General features: G+C 46.1%; 18 protein-coding genes. 8 read left to right on the top strand and 10 right to left on the bottom strand.

What is annotated here, in order from left to right; genetic code table 11:
• From QT979_RS13945 to QT979_RS13960, 4 genes are all read right to left on the bottom strand, one after another.
• Positions 1-3,101: DUF4347 domain-containing protein (locus QT979_RS13945; protein ID WP_333310609.1), on the bottom strand; the 3,101-nt coding region annotated here is incomplete at its 3' end.
• Between the two features lie 772 nt (positions 3,102-3,873).
• A complete protein-coding gene (locus QT979_RS13950; protein WP_333310611.1) occupies positions 3,874-5,985 on the bottom strand; it encodes a prolyl oligopeptidase family serine peptidase in 2,112 nt (703 codons plus the stop codon).
• 346 nt (positions 5,986-6,331) lie between these two features.
• The gene (recR, locus tag QT979_RS13955; RefSeq protein ID WP_172187730.1) at positions 6,332-6,925 is read right to left on the bottom strand and encodes a recombination mediator RecR; all 594 of its coding nucleotides are present in this window, start codon (positions 6,923-6,925) and stop codon (positions 6,332-6,334) included.
• Between the two features lie 152 nt (positions 6,926-7,077).
• On the bottom strand, positions 7,078-7,446 hold the full coding sequence (locus QT979_RS13960) for a translation initiation factor (RefSeq protein WP_333215634.1): 369 nt from the start codon (positions 7,444-7,446) through the stop codon (positions 7,078-7,080).
• A 384-nt stretch (positions 7,447-7,830) separates the two neighbouring features.
• On the opposite strand from QT979_RS13960, the gene trpB reads away from it, so the two are divergent.
• From trpB to QT979_RS13975, 3 genes are all read left to right on the top strand, one after another.
• Positions 7,831-9,069 (top strand): tryptophan synthase subunit beta, encoded by a 1,239-nt coding sequence (gene trpB / locus QT979_RS13965; protein WP_333085184.1) that lies wholly within the window; start codon positions 7,831-7,833, stop codon positions 9,067-9,069.
• Positions 9,070-9,346: 277 nt separating this feature from the next.
• The gene (locus QT979_RS13970; RefSeq protein WP_333215635.1) at positions 9,347-9,853 is read left to right on the top strand and encodes a CAP domain-containing protein; all 507 of its coding nucleotides are present in this window, start codon (positions 9,347-9,349) and stop codon (positions 9,851-9,853) included.
• Between the two features lie 172 nt (positions 9,854-10,025).
• Positions 10,026-10,658, top strand: a complete 633-nt coding sequence (locus QT979_RS13975) for a ribonuclease D (protein ID WP_333215637.1) — start codon at positions 10,026-10,028, stop codon at positions 10,656-10,658.
• A gap of 433 nt (positions 10,659-11,091) precedes the next feature.
• Here QT979_RS13975 and QT979_RS13980 read toward each other — a convergent pair whose 3' ends face one another.
• Together QT979_RS13980 and QT979_RS13985 are read right to left on the bottom strand one after the other, a co-directional pair.
• Entirely contained in the window at positions 11,092-12,153 is a 1,062-nt protein-coding gene (locus QT979_RS13980; protein ID WP_333208929.1) for a hypothetical protein, read from the bottom strand.
• Positions 12,154-12,899: 746 nt separating this feature from the next.
• Complete coding sequence (locus QT979_RS13985) at positions 12,900-14,027, bottom strand: HetZ-related protein 2 (RefSeq protein ID WP_333208927.1); 1,128 nt, start codon at positions 14,025-14,027, stop codon at positions 12,900-12,902.
• 145 nt (positions 14,028-14,172) lie between these two features.
• Here QT979_RS13985 and glyS point away from each other — a divergent pair, with 145 nt between their 5' ends.
• Both glyS and murD read left to right on the top strand, forming a co-directional pair.
• Positions 14,173-16,320 (top strand): glycine--tRNA ligase subunit beta, encoded by a 2,148-nt coding sequence (gene glyS / locus QT979_RS13990; protein WP_333310614.1) that lies wholly within the window; start codon positions 14,173-14,175, stop codon positions 16,318-16,320.
• A 435-nt stretch (positions 16,321-16,755) separates the two neighbouring features.
• On the top strand, positions 16,756-18,102 hold the full coding sequence (murD, locus tag QT979_RS13995) for a UDP-N-acetylmuramoyl-L-alanine--D-glutamate ligase (protein ID WP_333310616.1): 1,347 nt from the start codon (positions 16,756-16,758) through the stop codon (positions 18,100-18,102).
• Positions 18,103-18,236: 134 nt separating this feature from the next.
• Here murD and QT979_RS14000 read toward each other — a convergent pair whose 3' ends face one another.
• The 4 genes from QT979_RS14000 to QT979_RS14015 all read right to left on the bottom strand — a co-directional run bounded on the left by QT979_RS14000 (position 18,237) and on the right by QT979_RS14015 (position 19,555).
• Positions 18,237-18,395 carry a hypothetical protein gene (locus tag QT979_RS14000; RefSeq protein ID WP_333085191.1) on the bottom strand — a complete coding sequence of 53 codons (159 nt, stop codon included), beginning with the start codon at positions 18,393-18,395 and terminating at the stop codon, positions 18,237-18,239.
• A 51-nt stretch (positions 18,396-18,446) separates the two neighbouring features.
• Positions 18,447-18,806, bottom strand: a complete 360-nt coding sequence (locus QT979_RS14005) for a hypothetical protein (protein ID WP_333310617.1) — start codon at positions 18,804-18,806, stop codon at positions 18,447-18,449.
• On the bottom strand, positions 18,775-18,957 hold the full coding sequence (locus tag QT979_RS14010) for a hypothetical protein (RefSeq protein WP_333208919.1): 183 nt from the start codon (positions 18,955-18,957) through the stop codon (positions 18,775-18,777). Before QT979_RS14010 ends, QT979_RS14005 begins: the two co-directional genes overlap by 32 nt.
• Positions 18,958-19,138: 181 nt before the next feature.
• Positions 19,139-19,555, bottom strand: a complete 417-nt coding sequence (locus QT979_RS14015) for an MAPEG family protein (RefSeq protein ID WP_333208917.1) — start codon at positions 19,553-19,555, stop codon at positions 19,139-19,141.
• A 31-nt stretch (positions 19,556-19,586) separates the two neighbouring features.
• On the opposite strand from QT979_RS14015, the gene QT979_RS14020 reads away from it, so the two are divergent.
• From QT979_RS14020 to QT979_RS14030, 3 genes are all read left to right on the top strand, one after another.
• The gene (locus QT979_RS14020; protein WP_333208915.1) at positions 19,587-19,805 is read left to right on the top strand and encodes a hypothetical protein; all 219 of its coding nucleotides are present in this window, start codon (positions 19,587-19,589) and stop codon (positions 19,803-19,805) included.
• A 304-nt stretch (positions 19,806-20,109) separates the two neighbouring features.
• Entirely contained in the window at positions 20,110-21,045 is a 936-nt protein-coding gene (locus QT979_RS14025) for a DUF389 domain-containing protein (RefSeq protein ID WP_333310620.1), read from the top strand.
• A 19-nt stretch (positions 21,046-21,064) separates the two neighbouring features.
• On the top strand, positions 21,065-22,642 hold the full coding sequence (locus QT979_RS14030; RefSeq protein WP_333310621.1) for a Na+/H+ antiporter: 1,578 nt from the start codon (positions 21,065-21,067) through the stop codon (positions 22,640-22,642).
• The last annotated feature ends 376 nt before the right edge of the window (positions 22,643-23,018 follow it).

Genomic DNA, 23,018 nt, shown 5'->3' on the forward strand with positions numbered 1-23,018 from the left:
GTGGGAGTTGGTGTGGGAGTTGGAGTTGTGGGAGTTGGTGTGGGAGTTGGAGTTGTGGGAGTTGGTGTGGGAGTTGGAGTTGTGGGAGTTGGTGTGGGAGTTGGTGTGGGAGTTGGTGTGGGAGTTGGTGCTATCAGTCCATCCACAGTAGCGGTAGCAGGGGGACTGATAGCACCGCTGTTGTCTGTGGCGCTGTAGGTGAAATTGCTTCCTGTAAAGGTTCCCGTCGTTTGGAAAAATAGTTGCTGCAACTGTGCTGGAGTCAGGACTTGGCCTGGTGTCACGGGTACGCCACCGTTGGCTGGATCTCCTAAAAACAGGACTGCTTGGTCTGGTGAGGGCAGGGTGTTGATCGTGTAAGAGACGATTGACCCGTCGGGGTCGAGGTCGCGGCCTCCCAATCCCGTGACTAACTGGCTGCTGTTGGGCCCTAGGCTGGAGGTGGCAGGGTTGGCAACTGGCGGTTGGTTGGGAGTTGGAGGTGGTGTCAGAGTTGTGGTGACTGTAGATGCGTTGTTGTCCAGAGTCGGGTCAGCGGTAGTTGAGGTACTTCTGGCGGTGTTGGTGACGCTGCCGGATGCAGGTACGATGAAGCTGACTGTGTTGGTGACGGCGGCACCGCTGGCTAAGCTGGGAACGGGCGCGAAGGTGACAATACCTGTATTCTCATCGTAGACACCGCCGTTGACTTCTGTTACGGCGCCAACGATGCTGTCAGTAATTGTGAGGTTTTCGGCTGTGCTTGGGCCGTTGTTGACTGTGGAAATTATGTAAGTAACTCTTTCACCTGGTGCTGCTGTCGCAGTCCCGCTTTTGGTGGTAACGACATCGGCACTAGGTGTCAGAGTTGTGGTGACTGTAGCCAGCGGATCAGTGCCGTTGTTGTTCTCAGGAAAAGGATCTGGGGTAGCTGAGGTATTTCTGGCAGTGTTGGTGACGTTGCCAGATGCAGATGCAGGTGCGATAAAGCTGACTGTGTTAATGGCAGGAGGAGCACCGGAAGGCAAGCTGGGAATCGCTGGGAAGGTGACAATCCCAGTATCTGGATTGTAAACAGCCTCGTTGGGTAGACTAACTATTGTTAAACCGCGAACAATGCTGTCGGTAACGGTGACGTTTTCGGCTGTGCTTGGCCCGTTGTTGACTGTGGAAATTATGTAAGTAACTGTTTCACCCGGTGCTGCTGCCGTAGTCCCGGTTTTGGTGGTAACAACATCGGCAAGAGCAGCAACAATTGTAGTTGAGACTTGAGAGATGGGTTGGGAACTATTGTTGTTAGCTAGATTTGGGTCGAAAGTGCTGGATGTGCTATAGGCAGTGTTAGTTAAGGGAGCTGTGACTGTTGGGGAAACTGTGGCGGTGATGGTGCGGGTTTGGCTAGCACCGTTAGCCAGAGTCGGAATCGCCGGCCAGATGACAGTTCGCGTTTTGCTGTCTAAAGTACCGCCGTCAGATATGCTGACTGGTATTAAGCCTGCGGGCAGGGGATCTTGAATCAGGACGCTTTCGGCGCTGTTTGGCCCGTTATTTGTGGAGGTAATCGTATAGGTTATGGTGCTGTTGGGTGTGGCGAACAGCGGGCCTTTTTTAACAATGGAAACGTCGGCTACGAGTGTAGGCGGATCTATACTTTGGATGATGACATTGTTAACTTCGTGAATGTTTGTGTTTCCCCCAGTCGAAGCAGCAAAGCCAAATTTAAAAGTACGTGGCACTGCTCCGTTTATGGTTGCCAAATTTGGTATGTCGATCAGTGTTTCGCCCGCATCAAATGTGTCACTACCGTCCAAGTCTAAGGCAACTGTAAGACGGTTAGGTGTTACTGAAGTCGTCGGGAATAATGTAATTTGGACGGTTCTTTTAGTATTAAGAGTAGTGCGACTGGGTGCGTCTTTATTGTCTATGCCAATGGAAACCCCCGTCAAAGTGTTAGTTAAAAGACTAGAACCTAAAAATTTATAATTTTCGGTTGGGATTGTGCTTTCCCTGCCTCTAAGTCCTACTGCATCAGGTCGCTGCCCTGGGCCGCCCACACGCCCTGCCGTAGGATTGGAAAAATTGCCAAACTCGTCTAATCCGACACCTAAATAACCTCCTGAAAGACCAGTTGAAAACAAAGCAGGATTATTATTCGGAGCATAGCCGAGAGAGCCACCGTAGCCTCCCGCTTTTGTTGGCGTAGCTGTTCCGTCAATGAGGAAAAAACTAATGCCATCGGCACCAAGAATGGGAGGCGGAACCCGTGTTTCAAAAGGATAAATGTCATTACCTCTGTTATAGGCAAAGAAATCAAAGGTAACTCTCAGACCCTCAGTGGCGGAGATGGGGTTGTTATAGATAACAAAAGCTGATTGGTCAAAGGCGTTTGATGTTAATCTCAAAGTACCTATTCCGGCTGGATCGCCAGTCCCTAAAGCAGGAATAACTCCGCTGGGGTTTGGTGTACTACCTGCGGTTAAGCCTGGGTCAGGTGTAAGGGTGTTGCCAACTCCATATATCCAAGGCCCGATTACTGTTGAATTTTTAAATTCTTCAGCCGCTAAGGTAGCGAGGACTGATGTGTAGCCTTCTAGGACTTCTTTTTCAAAGGCTATTTCGGTATTTATTTGTCCTGTGGTAATTTCTAATTTCCAGTCGCCGCCTAGTGCTGCACTCCCTGTCAGGTTGTTGGAAGCGGCAATATTTACTCCTGTTATTTCACTGAGTTTTTGTATGAATTTAATGCCGAATTCGTCGGCTGCTATGTTACAGCCGTAAAGCAGAATGCTGCCAGATTCGTTAAGGGCTTTTCCCCACTGCTGCAATTGGTTGCTGTAGGTTTCTAGATTATCAATATTAACTTCTGTAGAGCCGATTTCTACTGCTGCTTCTCGACCGTGAGAAACTATGTGCAGGCTGGTGATGCTGTTGCGCTGACCCAGAATTTCGGTGATTTGCTCGATTCCATCCCGGGTTCTATCCAGCAAGATTACTTCTGTACCGCATTTCACTCCCCTGAGCAACTCTTGGTAGTTTTCTACTTTTGAATCCACAATCGCTAGATTTTTTCGGCTAGCCGTCTCTGCTTTATGGGTAGCTTGTCTCAAGATTTTAGTCTCCATATTTGTAGATTTCCCTGTTTGTGTAGATGACAAATTTGACAGATTTAGGAGGGTTTCATTTGGGGTTAATTTTATTGCTAAATCTAAGCTACCCCTTTTCATAGGTGACGATAAACTTTCAACTATAAAGTTTTAAAAATTATTTGGTTTAGAAAACATAATACTTACCTCTATTTGTGATTTGTGATCTTAGTCAATCATTAGACAGGATTTACAGCGATCGCCCTTGGATGTCCTGATGCGACAGATGGCTGCAAATTCTAAGATGAATAAGGGGTAACAGCCTTTGTATTAGCGAAGATGCTCTATTTTTGGGCAAAATGATATCAGGTCTAAGGTTAGTTATATGGTAAATTACTTACGGATTCATCAGCACAAGGGGTCACACCCCTCATGCCACTGTTCTGAGTCTGGTGATATCGAGGCTGTCTCAGACAGCTTGAACGGTAAATATACTGAAAATATTAATTTCCTAAAAATTGGCAGATTTTGACTTTGAGGTGCGATCGCTCTTAAAAGTTGAGAGTACCGTATTTCTAGAGATTTATACTTATACTAATTGGGTGTGCAGTAAACTCACAGCCATGTAATAATAGCAACTTAACGCTACAAAAGTTAACAAAAAAAGTTGACAAATTATATATGTTAATACCAGGATTGCGGTGCCAAAAAAGAACGATCGCCCTTGAATTCAAAAAGTACGATCGCCCTTTACACCGTCTTTCTATCTAAATCATCAAACTCCATCGATCGCACGCCCTAACGTCGCTTGCTAAGCGTCAATATCGAGTTCGCGCACTAAAAAAGCCCATTCATCAGCTAATTCTTCAATCACTTTAGCAGTAGGCTTGCCGCCCCCGTGTCCCGCTTTAGTTTCTATCCGAATTAACACGGGTTTTTCTCCCGCGTGGGTTTCTTGCAAAGCAGAAGCAAACTTGAAACTGTGGGCCGGAACCACGCGATCGTCGTGATCGGCAGTTGTAATCATTGTCGCCGGATAAGTCGTTCCCGGTTTGAGGTTGTGCAGGGGAGAATAGCCGTAAATTGTCGGGAATTCCTCGGCATTTTCGGGAGAACCGTATTCCGAAGTCCAGGCCCAACCAATGGTAAACTTGTGGAAGCGCAGCATATCCATAACCCCAACGGCAGGCAATGCCGCACCGAACAATTCCGGCCGCTGAGTCATGCAAGCCCCTACTAATAAACCGCCGTTGCTTCCACCTGCGATCGCCAATTTTGCAGGTTTGGTGTATTTGTTTTCGATCAACCATTCAGCGGCAGCTATAAAGTCGTCAAACACATTTTGCTTATTCAACTTTGTCCCTGCTTGGTGCCATGATTCGCCGTACTCGCCGCCGCCCCGCAAACAGGCGATCGCATAAACTCCGCCCAGATCCAGCCATACGACATTGCTAACCGAAAAACTCGGAGTTAGGGACACGCCAAAACCGCCGTAGCCGTAAAGATAAGTGGGGTTATTGCCATCCAACTGCAAGCCTTTCTTGTGGGTGATAAACATGGGTACTTGCGTACCGTCTTTGCTTGGGTAAAATACTTGTTTTGTTTCGTAATCGTTGGGATTAAAATCGACCTTTGGCTGCCGATAAATGGTACTTTCATCTGTCACCATATTGTAGTGATAGATGATGTTAGGTGCAGTGAAACTGGTGTAAGCATAAAAGGTTTCGGTGTCGTGCCGCTTGCCGCTGAATCCTCCCGCCGAACCGATTCCGGGCAAGGCAACTTCTCGCACGAAAGAGCCATCTAAGTTAAAGATTTTAATCTGGGTGTAGGCGTCTTTCAAGTAGGAAGCCACAAATTGATTGTTCAGCAGGCCTATGCCTTCGAGAGTTTCTGCTGCTTCGGGGATAATTTCTGTGAACCCCCCCTCTCTGGGCGACGGGGGAGTTTCATCACAAGCGAGGGATGACGGAGGTTGGTTGTTGGTGTCGATCGCAATTACGCGGCCCAACGGTGCATTCAAGTTTGTTTGAAACCAGAAAATAGATCCCTCATTGTCGATGAAACTGTACTCAGCCTCGAATTCGCTAATCAGTTCTACAACGGTTGATTCCGGTGCAGTTAAATCCTTGTAGAAAATCAAGTTTTTGGTTTCAGTTCCTTGCCAAACTGAGATAATCAAGTATTTGCCATCTTCGGTGACGCCCCCGCTAAATCCCCACTCTTTTTGATCGGGTCGCTCGTAGATTAATACGTCTTCAGATTGGGGGGTGCCGAGTTGGTGGTAAAACAGTTTTTGGTAATAGTTAACTTCTTCGTGCTTGCTTTTTTCGTTGGGTTCGTCGTAGCGACTATAAAAAAAGCCTTTGCCGTCGTGAGTCCAGGATGCTCCTGAGAATTTAATCCACTTTAAATGGTCTGATAAATCTTCGCTTGTTGCCACCTCACGGACTTTCCATTCCTGCCAGTCAGAACCGGAAGTTGACAAACCGTAAGCCATGTATTTGCCGTCTTCGCTGATAGCTATCCCCCCCAAAGCAACAGTTCCGTCTTCTGAGAGAGTGTTGGGATCAATTAATACTTTGGGTTCGGTGTCGAGGGATGTTAATGTGTAGAGTACGGATTGATTTTGCAGACCATCATTCTTGTAGTAGAAATAGCGATATCCTTCTTTGAAAGGTATGCCGTATTTCTCGTAATCCCAAAGTTGAGTCAGGCGCTGTTTGATTTTTTCCCGCGCCGGAATTTCGTTGAGATAGGCAAAGGTAACTTGATTTTGGGCTTCCACCCAAGCTTGGGTGTCCTCTGAGTCAGGATTTTCCAGCCACCTGTAAGGGTCGGATACTTTGACGCCGTGGTAGTCGTCTGTTTGGTCGATTTTGCGGGTTGTGGGGTAGGTGAAAGGTCGATCGAATTGGGTCATGATTTTTTACTCTCGGTAACTTTGTCCAGTTTACCCTTTCGCGGCAGTGACGACAGGGAACAACGAAACTCAAGACCATAAACCAAATACCAAATACCCGACAGGTTGAAACCTGTCGCTACACACACAAAACCCGCCGACGCGGGTTTCATATCTTACAATTTTGTCATTATGAGCCTGAGCGAAGCAATCGCAGAAGCTTAGAATATAGCTCTCGTCGCATCAATTGTCAACTCTTCATCCTCTCTTCTCTTCCTACCCTTCGGGAACGGCTTCGCCGAACGTACTCTTGGCGTCTTCGCGGTTCGTTTCTCTTATTTTTAAATCAGCCATCACCCGTTTTCAACTAATCCAACTCCCTCCTTCCTTCCAAAGCACGAGCCAATGTAACTTCATCGGCATATTCCAAATCTCCCCCCATCGGCAAACCAAAAGCTATGCGCGTCACCAGCGTAAAAGGTTTTAATAAGTGACCGATATAAAGAGTAGTAGTTTCGCCTTCCACGCTGGGACTAATAGCAATAATTACTTCCTTAATCTTTTGCTGGCTGACGCGCCGGACTAACGGTTGAATGTTCAATTGTTCTGGGCCAATTCCATCCATCGGCGAGATAACGCCACCAACAACGTGATATTTACCCATGTATTCCCGCGTTTTTTCTAAAGCGATTACGTCGCGGGATTCTGACACTACACAAATGGTATGACTGTCGCGGTTGGTATTGCGGCAAATTTCGCAAACAGGGTCAGCAGATAAGTGAAAGCATACTTGACAGAAACCTACTTGCTGTTTGGCATCAATCAAAGATTTAGCTAGGGCTTGCACTTCTTCCTCCGGTCGCTTCAAAATATGTAAAGCGAGCCGCTGGGCTGTTTTTGGACCGACTCCTGGCAAGCGCTGCAATTGTTCGATTAAACGAGCTAAAGGTCGAGTGTACATTAAAAATTGGCGGTAATTGGTAATATCATTTCTGGTTGATTCGCGATCGTAGAATTAGCGCGATGTAGGGGCGGGTTTTACCAACCATCTATGTTTTAAACTAAGTATATCATAAACTCGTCCCGCCCATACACTGATGACTATTGACTAATTTACCCTCCACTAATTTTAGCTTTGTAGCCTAACTTTGTGATAATTTCTCGCAGCTTTTGCTTGTGTTCACCTTGAATTTCGATTTCATTATCTTTGACTGTGCCGCCAGTACCGCATTGGGCTTTTAGCTGCTTGGCTAAAGTTGCTAATGTTTCGGGTTTTTCCTGAAAGCCACTGATGACTGTAACTGTTTTGCCGCCGCGTCCTTTTCGGGATGCTTCGATTTTGAGGTTTTGTTGATTAGGGGGAACTTCGGCAATTCCCCGTTGGAGGGCTGCCGAGTTGTCAACGTTGCCGAATTCGGAGTAAACTATTCGTTTGCCCTCGGTTGTTTTGCTGTCAGAATCTTTGCGTTTGGATGCTGCCATAGGTTAAGATGCTTGATTTTTTTTTTACTGGTATTTCTAGTTTTAGCGGATTGGGGTATGGTTGCGATCGCTCGGAATGCCATCTATCTTCTACTTATTGTATTAGCCCGTCAATCGATTTTAGATTTTAGATTTTAGATTTTAGATTGAAGGATTGACCCCACGGATAAATTCGGGGGGCAAGTTTCATCGGATACAGGTTTTTTATTTCTGGACGGATGAATCACGTGGCGGGTATCCTGGATACTTTAGGTCAAGGGTTCAAAGAATTATAATGAAATTTGTTCGATCGGCTCAAGTCCACAACCGATTTGGTACGATCGACACCAAGCCTCTAGCTTACCCGCGAATCTAAAAAATCTAAAATCTAAAATCTAAAATCAAATGACAGTCACCCCCCTGCATCTCACCACCGAAACCAGCGCCCAACGCCCCGACTCCCTCGGCAGATTCGGCAAATTCGGCGGCAAATACGTCCCCGAAACCCTGATGCCCGCTTTATTTGAACTAGAAGCTGCTTTCCACAAATACCGCAGCGAACCGGAATTTCAACAGCAACTCCAACAATTGCTCAAAGATTATGTCGGCCGCCCCAGCCCTTTGTATTTCGCCGAACGCCTCACCGAGCACTACGCTAAAGCAGACGGAACTGGCCCGCAAATTTACCTCAAACGCGAAGATTTAAACCACACCGGTGCTCACAAAATTAACAACGCTTTAGCTCAAGCATTGCTGGCAAAACGTATGGGCAAAAAGCGGGTAATTGCTGAAACTGGTGCCGGTCAACACGGCGTTGCTACCGCCACAGTTTGCGCTCGTTTTGGTATAGAATGCGTTGTCTACATGGGCGTTCACGACATGGAAAGACAGGCTTTAAATGTGTTTAGAATGCGCTTGATGGGAGCCGAAGTGCGGCCGGTGGCTGCGGGTACGGGAACGCTGAAAGATGCGACTTCAGAAGCGATTCGCGATTGGGTGACAAATGTCGAAACAACTCATTACATCCTCGGTTCCGTAGCGGGCCCGCATCCTTACCCGATGATGGTACGCGATTTCCATGCGGTAATTGGTGAAGAAACGCGCGCTCAGTGTCAGGAAAAGTGGGGCGGTTTGCCGGATATTTTATTAGCTTGCGTTGGCGGCGGTTCTAATGCAATGGGCCTTTTCCATGAGTTTGTCGGGGAAGAAACTGTCAGATTGATCGGTATTGAAGCGGCGGGCGAAGGTGTGGAAACTGATAAACACGCTGCTACTTTGACTAAGGGAAGTGTGGGAGTTCTACACGGGGCAATGAGTTATTTGCTGCAAGATAATGAAGGTCAAGTAATCGAGCCACATTCGATTAGTGCGGGTTTGGATTATCCGGGCGTGGGGCCGGAACATAGTTATTTGAAGGATGCGGGCAGAGCTGAATATTATAGCGTAACTGATGCAGAAGCGCTGGAAGCATTTCAGCGGCTTTCGCAGTTGGAGGGGATTATTCCGGCTTTGGAAACTTCTCACGCGATCGCCTATTTAGAGACTCTGTGCCCGCAGCTAACAGGCAATCCGCGCATTGTGCTTAACTGTTCCGGACGCGGCGACAAAGACGTGAACACTGTAGCGAAGGTTCTGAATATCTAGGTTAGCGGAATGTGGGGCGATCGCTCTGTAGGAATTGGTAACAATTAATTGGTGTCAACTTAAGACTAAAATCCTTTGTATCTCTCGTTTGTATCGAAGTCTAGATCCCCCCTAGCCCCCCTTAATAAGGGGGGAAATGGAAGCGATGTTTCGTCCCCCTTATTAAGGGGGATGCGAGGGGGATATAGAGGCTTATCCTCAGACGGTATACTCATACTACTTTTGGCCTTAAGTTGACACTAATAGTAACAATTAACTTTATTTCTCGTTTGATTTCATGTCCAAAGGTTTGATTTCGATTTGCTTGGGATTGTTGACAATCCTGCCTAAGTGTGACACCTCCATTCCTATGCGATCGCTGCCACAAACTCCCATGAATACTAATGTTGCTTTGAGTGCTATTACTGACTTAGAAAAAGCGGTTAACCAACAGATAAATCAATACCGAGCATCTAAAAAGTTGCCGCCGCTGAGTATCGATCCGCGAATCAGTCAGATAGCAAGAATTCACAGCGAAAATATGGCTAAGGGTAAAGTCAGTTTTAGCCACGATGGATTTGAGGGGCGGGCGAAAGCAATTACCATTCCTTATCAAAGTGTAGCTGAAAATCTTGCTTACAATTTTGGCTACAACGACCCGGTACGCAATGCTGTTGAGGGTTGGATTAAAAGTGACGGCCACCGTAAGAATATGGAGGGTCAGTTTAATGTGACTGGTATTGGGGTTGCGAAAAATGCCAAAGGGGAGTATTATTTTACTCAGCTTTTTGTCCGCAGTCGATAATTTGAAGGAAGAAGGAAGTTCGGCAACGGATTCTGTAACGGATGTAACGGATGTAACGGATGTAACGGATGTCAGTCCGAGGGAAGTCGGAAGAGGGAAGAAGGAAGAGGGAAGAGGGAAGAAGGTAGTCAACAGTCAACAGTCAACAGTCAACAGTCAAAAATTACTAATAATGGAATTTGCAGATTTTCAAGTGTGCGATGGTGATATTCCCGATTCTCTCTTATCTTATTATTTGACTGCTCCAGCGATCGCCGTTGATACGGAAACAATGGGTTTGCTACCTTGGCGCGATCGCTTGTGTTTGGTTCAGTTGTGCAATCCCGAAGGTAAAGTTGCAGTGGTGCGGATTGCCAAAGGCCAGACAGCAGCACCGAATTTAAAGAAGTTAATGGAAGCCGAAAGTATTGAAAAAGTATTTCATTTTGCGCGCTTTGATATGGCAACAATGCGTTACAATTTAAGTATTGACATTGCACCAGTTTTCTGCACCAAGCTAGCTAGTAAACTTGCTAGAACTTACACCAACAGACACGGATTGAAAGAATTAATTCTAGAACTTGAAAAGGTAGAATTAAATAAAACATCTCAAAGTTCCGACTGGGGAAATGCGACTAATCTTTCTGACGAGCAACTAAATTATGCTGCTAACGATGTCCGCTATTTGCTGAGCGCTAAACAAAAGTTGACTGCTATGTTGCAGCGAGAAGAACGCTGGGAAATTGCACAGCAATGTTTTCAGTGTTTGCCAGTTTTTGTGAGTTTGGATTTATTGCAGTACAATGATGTTTTCGAACACGGCTAATACCATTTTAGATTTTAGATTTTAGATTTTAGATTGGGAATGACTGATGACTACCAGGGTTTAGAGCAAGGGCATACAATTGCATTCTTTTTTTGAAATTGTATAATATTGTGTCACCTCGCACAATTGCAATCAAATTGGTTTGTAATGAAGACTTGAGTTATCATAAAACTCGCTTGGACTTGAGTCCTCACTACAAAGGTAATTATTATTATTTGACCGAAAGCATCCAGGATACAAGCCCCCGGATTCATTCCGAAAGCAGACTCAGGACCCAGAAATCAAAAACCTGTATCCGAGAAACTTGCCCCCCGAATTTATCCGTGGGGTCAATGCTTCAATCTAAAATCTAAAATCTAAAATCTAAAATCGATTGACCGGACTTGATGTGAGTTTAAAAAAATTCAAAACAGTCATCTATTGCTGATTATGGCTAATCGGGATTGTGTTCGTGCAGCAAAGCTTCAATTTGGTCGTCAACATTTCTAATCACCTGTTCCAAAGCGGGCAACCCCTCTAAAGGCACAGGAGAAAGCCGAGTTCGATCGCGAATTTGATTCACTTTCCGCTGCAATTCTTCGGCCAGTCGCAGCGCGTCCCGACTCAAAGTAGACAACTGCTGCTGCTGGTAAAACCTCAAAGCTGCCCCCCGCAAAACTTGCAGGGTGGCTTCTTCCTTGCCACCCACCGTCATTACCCGCAAGCGCAACAGCAAATGAGTGTTTTGGTATATGCGCTCAACTTCGACTTGTTTGGCCTGTTCCACCGGGCCAACAGGCATATCTGTCAGCCGTTTCAACTCATCGATGACCTCTTGGAAAAGGACGATATCGATACCTTCGAGCATCGATTTCAAAACGCCATCTTGACTCCAAAGAATGCGACCTTGGGACTGATGCCGCTCAAAAAACAAGCGGCCGATACCCTCTCGCAGCACTCTACCGAGCAATTCTTGCAGCAGTTGGGGCGCGGGCAAAGTTGCCAAAACTTCCACTTGGCTTGACAAGTGCAAGGCCTCGACATTCAAAACCGATAGCTGTGTCGGTGTCGGGGGAACCTCAGCGCCAGCAGGTTTAAACCGCTCAGGAGCGGGCATCGAGGCTTCTGGCACAGACAGCAGCGTTGCTGCATTGGGGCCTGAAGTTGCTGGTGCGGGATTTTTGGGTGTTGGGGCTGCGGCGGTTTCTGTCTGGCTCGGTTCTCGGAGCTGGTTCCCGTGCAGCAAGTAAGCTGAGAGCATCGAGCGCTGAGTTTCCGAGGCAATTGGCTCTGTTGTGACTGAGCAATTCATGTAAGCTAAAATCCGCTGCACGTAGTCCAAGGCGGAGTCATCTTGGGCATCGACTACGCCCAATTTAAACAGATTACCTTCTAGAGATAAAGGCAAAACTTGATAGTAAAGGCAAGCTTCAAAGGGGACAACAGTGTCGATTAGGTGAAATATTCGATCGGAGTCCATTGTAGCTGCCGAGCCTGTTGAAGATGTATGTACCATTAGCTGCTTTGTAGTTGGAAGCGCGATCGAGCGCGACGCACCAACCTGATGCGATAAAATTAAACGCTGCAACTTCCCTGACGGAGGAATTGGCCTAACAACCGGAAGCTTTTATTAAAGAAAAATCCTTAGTCCCAGAATTTTCTCCCTTCTGTATTGCAGCCTCAAATTCTACCAAAAGATTGAGAACTAGATGATGACTAGCGCAGTCTAGACCAACTATCATCGATCGCCCGATATTGAGGCCCGTGGCTGGCAACAATAGAATTATATCTTTAATGCACAAGTATTAGAGATGCACCACAACGGATGATTTACGGGCTACCGCTGAATAGAGGATTGGTTAAAAAATCCTGAAAAGTCGATCGTGCTGCTAGTATCTTACCTCAGAGAGTGGGCTGTGATCGTCTCGGAGCGCGATCGTCATTCGATTTTAGATTTTAGATTTTAGATTTTGGATTGACTTGCGCGAGATAAATTCGGGGGCTTGAGGAGTTGAGATTTCCGATTTTGGATTGATTCCACGGATAAATCACGTAGCGGCTACGATCAAGAAACTCGCTTGTCACGGCAGCGCTACGATATCCCGATCGAGCTAACCTGATTAGACACAAGGGGCATCGCGCGGTTTTCCACGGGGAAACTCGCAATAATCTGTGGCTGTGCGGGAATGGATTTGTAGCGGGGATTATGAAAAATGCTACTGCCAATTAACAATTAGCAATTGCCCGCCACCCATTACCAATCTACTCGTTGCGGAGCGATTGAGCTGCTAAATAGAGTTTGCTCCACTCGCCGATGACTTGATTGGTTTTCAGCTTTAATTCAGATGCGATCGTCTCTACACTTTTTCCTGCTTTCAGCGATTCTACCAACTGCCGCTGAACCGGCGTGAGGTTTTGTAAATATTGCTGCCACTGAGCCGGAGTCAAGCCCAAACTGTGTTCTTGGAGCGAAGTTTCCAGCCAGTTGGCGACTAATTCCGGTGCTTGTTTGACCGCAAAAACGCGAATCGCGTGGTAACTGACTTTTTCTCGCAAGCGGTAAATTTGCTTGATCGGAACCTTCAACTCCTCGGCAATTGCCTCTTGGGAACGACCTTGGAGGTAAAGCTGCAGCCACCGGGAAGCCAGCGGATCGACTTCAGCGGCCAAGTAATTCTCAAATTCTTGTTGGACAATCTGCCGCTGAGTTTGCTGCTCTTCCCAAGCTTGATTTTCTCGATACTCGGACATCGCCTGTTCGTCTAGCAGGCTGAGCGGTTCGTCTGTATCGTCGGGTAGAACCTGTTCCGACACCAGCCGCACCCAGTCTCCCGCAGGCACTTGGGTCAATCCGCCCCGCTGAGCACGCCGCAGGTAGTTGACAAAACGGTACACCAACAGCGGCTGGTTGCGGATCGGCCGCAAGCAGTATTCTTCTGTGCTCGCTAGCAGCAAAGCATTTCGCAGGCGTCTGTCTGAGGTGCATTCGGCAATCCAGGCGACTTGCTGCTGCAGGTAGCGATCGGAATTGAGCATTTCCTGAATCACTTCTTGTAGTACCTCCACCGCACTCCGCTGTCTGTCGCGACTCAGGGAAACCCAGGCTTGGATTTTTTGCCGGAGCACCACCAAACCGCCCAGTCGCCCGATCAAGTTGCGGTAAGCTTTTTCTGGGGGTACTCCCAGATACCGAGAAATCAAAATTCGATATAAAAAGTCGATCGCGCCAGAGGCGACAGACAATTGAGTTGGGCTAAGAGTGTCAAATCTTTCGGGCTTGTCTCCCAACAGCCACCGGACAACACTCTCGCGAGTGCTAGAATTTTCGTCCGGGCAATCTTTTTCCAGTCGAGACTTCCAATCTTGTCCTAGTCTTTCCGCCAAGGTCATGGGCTGTCGAGAATATTGTCTTTCACCCCCGATTTTACGTGGTATCCTGGATTTTTGAGTATTTTTCAGATATTTCAGATATACGATCGCGCGATCGGATAAATTACCTTAAATTACCCTAAACAAAATTCCATTACGGTGCGATATGCCTAACTTTTTATTAGAACTCGGTACAGAAGAATTGCCCGCATCTTTTGTCGTAGGCAGTGCCCAGCAGTGGCAGCGACTTGTACCTGCAACGCTGGCAGAAGAATCCTTGACAAATGACTCAATTAATGTATACGCTACTCCGAGGCGTTTGGCCGTTCTCGTGAAGGGACTGCCAGTTCAGCAATTAGATAGAGAAGAAGAGGTAAAAGGCCCACCCGCGAGTTCGGCTTTTAAAGATGGCAAACCGACGAAAGCAGCGGAAGGTTTTGCGAAAAAGCAGGGCGTAGAAATTGATGCTTTGGAAGTTCGCGCTACCGATAAAGGCGATTTTGTGTTTGTGCTCAAAAAGATTCCGGGGCGGATGAGTGCGGATATTTTGACAGAACTTGTGCCGCAGTGGATTAATAAGTTAGAAGGCAAAAGATTTATGCGGTGGGCTGACGGAGATTTGAAGTTTCCGCGCCCGATTCGATCGATCGTGGCGCTGTTAGATGATACTGTACTGCCAATTACATTGGTGAGCGGTTCGGATACGGTCAAGAGCGATCGGATTTCCCAAGGACACCGGGTGTTACATCCGCAGCCTGTCTCGATTCCGCAAGCCGAGGATTATGTCGAATATCTGCGGGCTGCTTGCGTGGAGGTCGATCGAACCCAGCGCAAAAATCAAATTAAAGCACAAGTAGAAGCCGCAGCGACAAAACAAGGCGGTTACGCCGACATTACCGAAGATTTGTTAGAAGAAGTCACCGACTTAGTAGAATGGCCGAACGCAGTTGTCGGCAAATTTGACGAGGAATTTTTGATATTGCCGCCGGAAGTAATCACCACAATTATTGTTACAAACCAGCGGTATTTTCCGATTCTCAAAAATCCCGGTTATCCCGAACTTCTGCCCTATTTTATTACAATTTCTAACGGCGATCCGGCTAAAGCCGCGATTATTGCCGCCGGTAACGAGCGAGTAGTGCGGGCGAGATTGGCAGACGGTCAGTTTTTCTACAAAGCAGACTTGGTAAAGCCTCTAGAGGATTATTTGCCAAAGTTGGCAACAGTTACTTTCCAGGAAGATTTAGGGACTGTACGCGCAAAAGTCGATCGTCTGTGCAAGATTGCCAGCCTGATCACCAATCAACTGCAAATCACAGGCGAAGAACAAGCTTACATAGCAAGATCAGCCTTACTTTGCAAAGCCGACCTCGTAACCCAAATGGTTTACGAACTGCCCGAAATGCAAGGAATCATGGGGCAGAAATACGCCTTAGCAAGTGGCGAATCGGAAGAAGTAGCCACAGCGATTTTAGAACATTATTTGCCCAAAGGCGCGGGCGACAATTTGCCGCAAACTATCACAGGTCAAATTGTCGCCATAGCAGACAAATTAGATACATTAGTCAGCATCTTCGGTTTGGGAATGTTGCCGACTGGTTCATCCGATCCCTTCGCTTTGCGTCGCGCAGCCAATGCAATAATTAACATTATTTGGGCGGCTCAGTTGCCAGTAAACTTGCACCAGTTGCTCGCACAAGTTGTTGCAGAATTTACTGCAACGCGCCCGGAAACACCGACGGAGTTGCTGGCTCAGTTATACGAGTTTTTCTTGCAAAGAATTCGGACTTTGTTGCAAGAAGAAAAAAATGTAGATTATGATTTGGTAAATGCAGTTTTGGGAGAAAACGACCCAGAATATACTGAACGAGCATTGAGAGATTTGTTGGACGCACTGGAAAGAGCGCTTTTCCTACAACAAATCCGCAATAACCAGACTTTGGATTTAATTTATGAAACAGTCAACCGTTCAACTCGTTTGGCGGCTCAAGGTGATTTGGATAAAATAGAATTGGAACCGAAAGCGGCTGTGAAACCGGAGTTATTTCAAAAGTCGTCTGAACAAGCTTTTTACGATGCAGTCGTGCAGTTAGTGCCGCAAACGCTGCTATCCAAACAAACTCGCAATTACCAGCAGTTAGTAGATAGTTTGACGGAAATTTCTCCGACTGTTAGCAACTTTTTTGACGGGCCAGAAAGCGTTTTAGTGATGGATCCCGACCCGGAAATTAAGCAAAATCGGTTGAATTTACTGGGGCTGTTGCGGAATCACGCGCGGGTGTTGGCTGACTTTGGGGCGATCGTCAAAAGTTAGAAGCGAGAAGATTTGAGTCCGCCTGGGATTGAAAACATCCGCTTCAGTCCGCCGTTCGTTTCAACACCCGTCTAAAGCGAAAGTCCTCGCTATGAGGACTGAAACGCATATATACCAAAATTTTCAGTCAGTTTTAACTGACTTTAGCTTTTAGACAGGGGTTTTCAACCCCTGGCGGGCTTGTGGGAAACGAGCGGGCTCGCAGGCAAAACAATTTGAGAAACGTACTTCTTAAAACCCTCGCTCCAAATAACATTAAAGCTTACCAATAAAACGAGTAAATCTATTAGAATTTTTGCGAAACCGCGCGCGTCTGGGCAGAGTTCGATCGCTCTCTTAAAAAATAAGCTAAATAGCCAATAGTCAATAACCAATTCAAGGTTAAGATATAAACTTATAAAACCAGGGAAATTCGCTCCATCACACACACAACTTATGCCGATAGCTCATGTCATTGGACTAGGAAAATCAGGAATTGCCGCCGCAAGACTGCTAAAACGCGAAGGATGGGAAGTAACGCTGAGCGATCGCTCATCTTCCCCAAACTTGCTCGAACAGCAACAGGAATTCGCTAACGAAGGCATTCATGTGGAGTTAGGTCAATCTTTTGAACCAGTCGAATCTATAGAATTAATAGTAGTAAGTCCGGGCGTTCCCTGGGACAGTCCAGCATTAGTGCGCGCCAGAGAGTTAGGGATTGAAACAATCGGAGAAATGGCTCTCGCGTGGCGTTACCTCAAATCTGCTTGGGTGGGAATTACCGGCACTAACGGCAAAACTACTACTACTGCTTTAATTGCTGCTATTTTTGCAGAGGCCGGGCTTTACGCTCCCGCTTGTGGCAATATTGGTTATGCTGCGTGTGAATTAGCTTTAGCTGAAAGACAGCCGGATTGGGTAATCGCAGAAATCAGCAGCTATCAGATAGAATCCTCGCCGTTTGTAGCGCCGCGAATCGGAGTTTTGACGACCTTGACGCCGGATCACCTCAGCCGCCACAAAACGTTAGAAAATTACTACAACATTAAAGCACATTTGCTGAAAAAATCGGAATTGCAAGTAATTAACGGCGACGATCCTTGTTTGCGGCAGCAAGGAGTTGACGTTTGGCCGGATGCGTGTTGGACGAGTGTCAAAGGTGAAAAAGATTTGTTGGGAAATACAGATTTTGGAGCCTATATTCAAGATGGTTGGGTAATAGCTCAAAGCGAGAAAATTCTGCCTGCTGATTCTTTGCGAATGGTGGGAGAACACAATTTGCAGAATTTGTTAATGGCGGTGGCGGCAGCTAATTTGGCGGGGATAGATAAAAGTGCGATCGCCCAGGCGATCGCTAAATTCCCCGGAGTTTCGCACCGCCTCGAACACATCTGCACTTGGGAAGGCATAGATTTCATCAACGACAGCAAAGCTACTAATTATGACGCCGCCCAAGTCGGGTTGGCTTCTGTAAGCGCACCGGCGATTTTAATTGCGGGCGGCGACGCCAAAGAAGGGGACGATCGCGCTTGGATTGATACAATCAAGGCGAAAGCTGCGGGGGTGTTGCTAATTGGGGATGCGGCAGGTATTTTTGCCGATCGGCTCGAACAAGCAAATTACAACGCTTGGGAAATAGTCGAAACAATGGAACGAGCAATCCCGCGAGCGGCAGAATTAGGCAAACAGAACAACGCTAAAGTCGTGCTGCTTTCGCCAGCTTGTGCTAGCTTCGATCAATACCAAAACTTCGAGCAACGAGGCGATCATTTTCGCCAATTATGCCTCGAATCCCTAGTTTAGATATTTCATTGTTCGCTGTGTACAAATTAAGATTGTTATACACAGCGAACACTAACCAAATTCAATCTGCGTTCATCCGCGTCTATCGGCTTACATCTGCGGTTAAAAATTAAAACCTCTGATTTCCACCTACTTTAACTAACCGTCTTCCAAATATCCTTAATTTTCGCCTGTTGTTCCCATTCTAGCTCATAAAAAACTAGCATCATTTCCTCATGAGTGTAATCAATAATTATTGCCGCCAATTGAGCGGCAGTTTGCGCTTTCAGCATGGCTAGTTTCAACGTGGTCATTCCTTCTTTATCCATCAACACTAAAACTTGGATTTTTACCTCACTTTTATTTTAATTTTGCCTACAACTATCTGTTAATTTTGCCTTAAAATCAGCAATCTTAACAGCATTTACTGTGTCAAAATTGTGCGAATTTATTTTAACTTGGCTGCAAAGCTGAGAGAGCAATTTTTCATCAATCTCCAGAATCTTGCCTTCGGAAGTGACTTTTTTTTGCAACAAAATTGCGATTTCTCTTTCCAGTTGGCGATTTCCTTGCTGAAAGAAATCTTGAGAGTTAGAACGAAACAAACCGCTATTGACTTGCTGAATTTGGCTAGGTGTCAGCGATTGAGCCGAGACAGCAGCCGGAAATGCAAAAGATGCTGCTAGCCACCAGCTAGAAATTATCTGTTTGAGAATGCTGTTCATAACTGTCAGGAGGATTTTTTACCTCAAGTGGTTTCTCGTCTTCTGACTCGCTTACTAATTCATCTTCTTGTTCAAGTTTTTCTTGCCACTCGACAAGCTGCTGAAAAAGTTGTGGGTTAATTTCAAATACGGGTTTGTTGGTTTCTGACATATTTACTCCTGAAAGTAATTGAAAAACTTGGATTTAACTGGTTCCCTGGCTCTGCCAGGGAACCGCTGTCGAGAGGCTGTGCCTCGCTTTTTTAGCAGGAAAATTGGAGGCAGAGCCTCCGGATATGCGTTACCAGGCATAACGTGGAAACGAGTAGAAAAATAATTATGTCGATCAGAATTTACGCTCCAACCTTCAGCAGCGACATAATTATGCCTGTTAATGAACCACCAAGCAGAGCTAAAGTAGCTAAGGTGCTAATGCCAAATCCTGCCGCTCTTTTTTCAGCCGCTTGATAGTAACCCCAAGCAAACAAAATGCGTCCAATTATCCAAACTGCGCCGATACCTGCGCCCCAAACTGGGCTAATAAATTGCGAGAACAGCCACAGCGAGGGCAAAAATAGAATCATTTGCTCTAAGGTATTTTGCTGAACTCGCACCACTCGCTCAAAGTCTGGGTTTCCTGTCATCTGCGGGGGAGAAACTTTGTATTTGAATCTAGCTCTGCCGACGTTGATGGTAACAACGAAGTAGAGAATTAATGCTGAAACAGTAATTAGACTAGGCCAAAGTGTGGCGTTTGCTTCTGCGAGCATGATTCGGTATTATTGGGGTGGAGTATATATCTTGATTATAAATCAATTATTGTCGATCGCGTTATTCATCGCCCTCCCGTCATTCCATGCACGGAATGTGATTCAACTGGTGGCTATTAGCGACGCGATAATTGCTTTCGGATTCTGGGACATCCTCGAAAACTTGCTGGCTGGGATTTTGATTCTTTTGACTGCACCTGCACAGGGAGACAAGCCCCCGACTCTTCTCGTGAGTCACCCCAAATTTTAGACCCTAGTTCAAGATCCTAGATTCATCTGTGGAGTAAATCTCAAATCTCAAATCTCAAATCGACTGGGTAGCCCCAAATTTTGGACTTTTGTTCAAGCTACCAGATTCATCAGTGGAGTAAATTTAAAATCTAAAATTTAAAATCTAAAATCTAAAATCTAAAATCGACTGACCTTACCTGCATACGGATACAAGCCCCCGATTTAAGGAGATTATTTTGCTCAACAATATTCGAGACCGTCTTAAATATTTCACCGGGAGCAGGATTCCTCGAGAGCATTTAAAGCAAATACGAGTTGACTTGTTGGAAGAATCAACCCTAGATATTAACTATCTAGTCTTAATTCTCGGCTCCTGTATAATCGCCACCTTTGGACTGCTTTCCAACAGTGCGGCCGTCATCATCGGTGCTATGATCATCGCCCCTCTGATGTTGCCAATTCGAGGGTTAGCATTTGGAGCGGTAGAAGGTAACGTTCTCCTCTTCCGCAAAGGTTTAGTTGCATTAGCAGTCGGGACGGTGCTAGCAATTTTTCTAGCTTGTTTTTTGGGCGCTTTGGTACAACTTCCCGACTTTGGGAGCGAAGTTCTAGCTCGTTCTAAACCTACATTACTAGACTTAGGAATTGCGATCGCCGCTGGCGGAATCAGCGGCTATGCGAAAGTTCAGCCCAAAGTTTCTGCTACTCTGGCGGGGACTGCGATCGCCGTGGCTCTGATGCCGCCAATTTGTGTTATAGGTTTAGGCTTATCTCAAGCTAATTGGTCGCTCAGTTTGGGAGCAAGCCTCCTATATCTTACTAATTTGCTGGGGATTACTCTCTCCTGTATGCTGACCTCTTTAATGGCCGGCTACACCCCCCTGCATCGCGCCGGTAAAGCTCTCTTGTGGGCGCTAGGATTGACGGCTATACTTGTGATTCCTCTGGGGGTGAGTTTTGCGGAATTGATCGAGCAAGCCCAACTAGAAGCAAGTCTGAAGCGGGCGTTGCTTAACCGAACTATCACTTTTCAACGGGTGGAACTGATTAAAACTGATACTAACTGGTTGGCGAAACCGCCGGAAGTTCGTCTGAGTGTTCGCAGCAGCGAAGCTTTGACGCCCAAGCAGGTTCAGCTTTTAGAAGCATTTGTCGAAAAAGAAATGGGTCAACCATTTACCCTAATTTTTCAAGTTAGTCAAGTTGAAGAAGTGCGGCGCTCGACGCTGAATAAGTCCCGATCGAAACCGAAACCTTAGCTATTTTAGCCCTAATTATATGACCCCAGAAACTCTAATTCACGAAGCGACGATCGAGGGCAATCTGAAGCAATTTCTTTTAGTGCTATTAGTTTCCTTAAGTGTGGCGATACTGCCGCAAATATGGGGCTGGTTGCGCCAAATTCCCTACACGCTGCTTTTAGTAATTGTCGGGTTGGGTTTGGCTTTTATAGATGTGCGATTAGTGTCGCTATCGCCCGAACTGATTCTGTTGATTTTTTTGCCGCCTCTTTTGTTTGAAGCTGCTTGGAATCTGGAATGGTCTAAACTCAAGCGGGATTTAGTGCCGATCGCTCTTTATGCGGTTTTGGGTGTGGTTGTTTCTGTTGCTGGCGTGGCTTTTGCTCTCAACCAAATAGCTGGAGTTTCTTTAGCAATTGCCCTGTTGGTAGGAGCGAGTATATCTGCTACTGATCCTGTTTCAGTCATTGCATTGTTCCGAGAATTGGGAGTTGAAAAACGCCTAGCTTTGCTGGTGGAGGGTGAGAGTTTATTTAATGATGGCATTGCTGTTGTTGCCTTTAGTTTTTTGGTGGGATTCTCTTTAGGGACGGATGAAGTTGGCATTCCATTTCTGGTGGGGCATTTCTTAGCTTTTGTGGGGATTGGGATTGCTGTCGGGAGTGCGATCGGTTTTGGTATCTCCTATCTCACCCAACGGTTTGATTTACCTTTGGTGGAGCAATCGTTAACCTTAGTTTCAGCCTACGGCACTTATATAATTGTTGAGGAATTGGGTGGTTCTGGGGTGATTGGTGTTGTGGTGATGGGCTTGATATTTGGCAATTTCGGCTCTCAGATAGGTATGCAGCCCAGTACCAGACTCGCGGTAACACAATTTTGGGATTTTGTGGCGTTTTTTGTAAATTCGATCATGTTCCTGCTGATTGGCGATCGAATTAGTTTTGCTGGTTTGCAAGCGAATTTAGGAGTGATTGGCATAACTGTGGCGGCGATGTTTGTGACGCGAGCGATCGCTATTTTTGGTTTAGGATGGTTGAGCAATAGGTTCGCAAAATCAGAAATTTCATTAGCCGATAGAACTGTGATTTGGTGGGGAGGATTGCGGGGTTCTGTCTCGATTGCTTTAGCTTTGAGCGTGCCGGAGGTTTTCCCAGAGCGGGACAAAATTATTGGGATCGTGTTTGGCGTAGTTTTATTTACGCTGCTAGTACAAGGTTTAACCACCAAGACGCTGCTGGAAAAATTGGGGTTGTTGAGCAACCAGGAGTTGCGTCAGCAGTATCTGCAGGCGATCGCCCAACGTGTTGCTCTCAATCGGGTTCTCAAGCATCTATCGGAAGTATCGGGCGATCGTAGAGTCGAGCCTGAGTTTTCCAATCATCTCGTGAGTCAGCTTCAAGAAAAATTAAACTTGCTGCAAGCAGGAATCAACCAAATGTACGATCGATCTCCTGAACTGCGACAGATGACTATCGACAAACTAGAAGGGGATTTGCAGGCAATAGAGGCTGATACTTATGCTGAATTTGTGCGATCGGGTCAATTGAATGAGCTCCCTGTTTCTGTGTTGCAGCAATGTTTTCAAGATCGGAATGAGGAAATTGTTTCTTAATCGGGTGTTTGTAGGGATAATCCCCCGTGATTGTCCCGCTGATATGGAAATTTTGCGTAAGTCCTAAAACCATCAAATTTCTCGTTCCTTGTTAGATTCCGTGTTGGAATCAAAAACAGTTCCCGATATTGTAGGGTGCGTCAGCATTTCTAAATCTTTGGGATAACTGCAAGAATTTAGAAGGCTGACGCACCCTACGATAATATAACCCACATTCCGCAGATATTCAAGCAGATTTAAATCCAAAGAAATTGAGAATTGCCAAAACCTCAAATGATTGCTATGCAATCATTTGAGGCTTTTTTAAGGTATAATAATTTGTGCCAGTATAGCAACCTTCAAAACTATGAAAAAGCCCTCTGAAGCTATAAATATC

Origin of the sequence: Microcoleus sp. w2-18bC1 (genome assembly GCF_036700365.1) — a bacterium.
In the GTDB taxonomy this organism is placed as follows: domain Bacteria; phylum Cyanobacteriota; class Cyanobacteriia; order Cyanobacteriales; family Microcoleaceae; genus Microcoleus.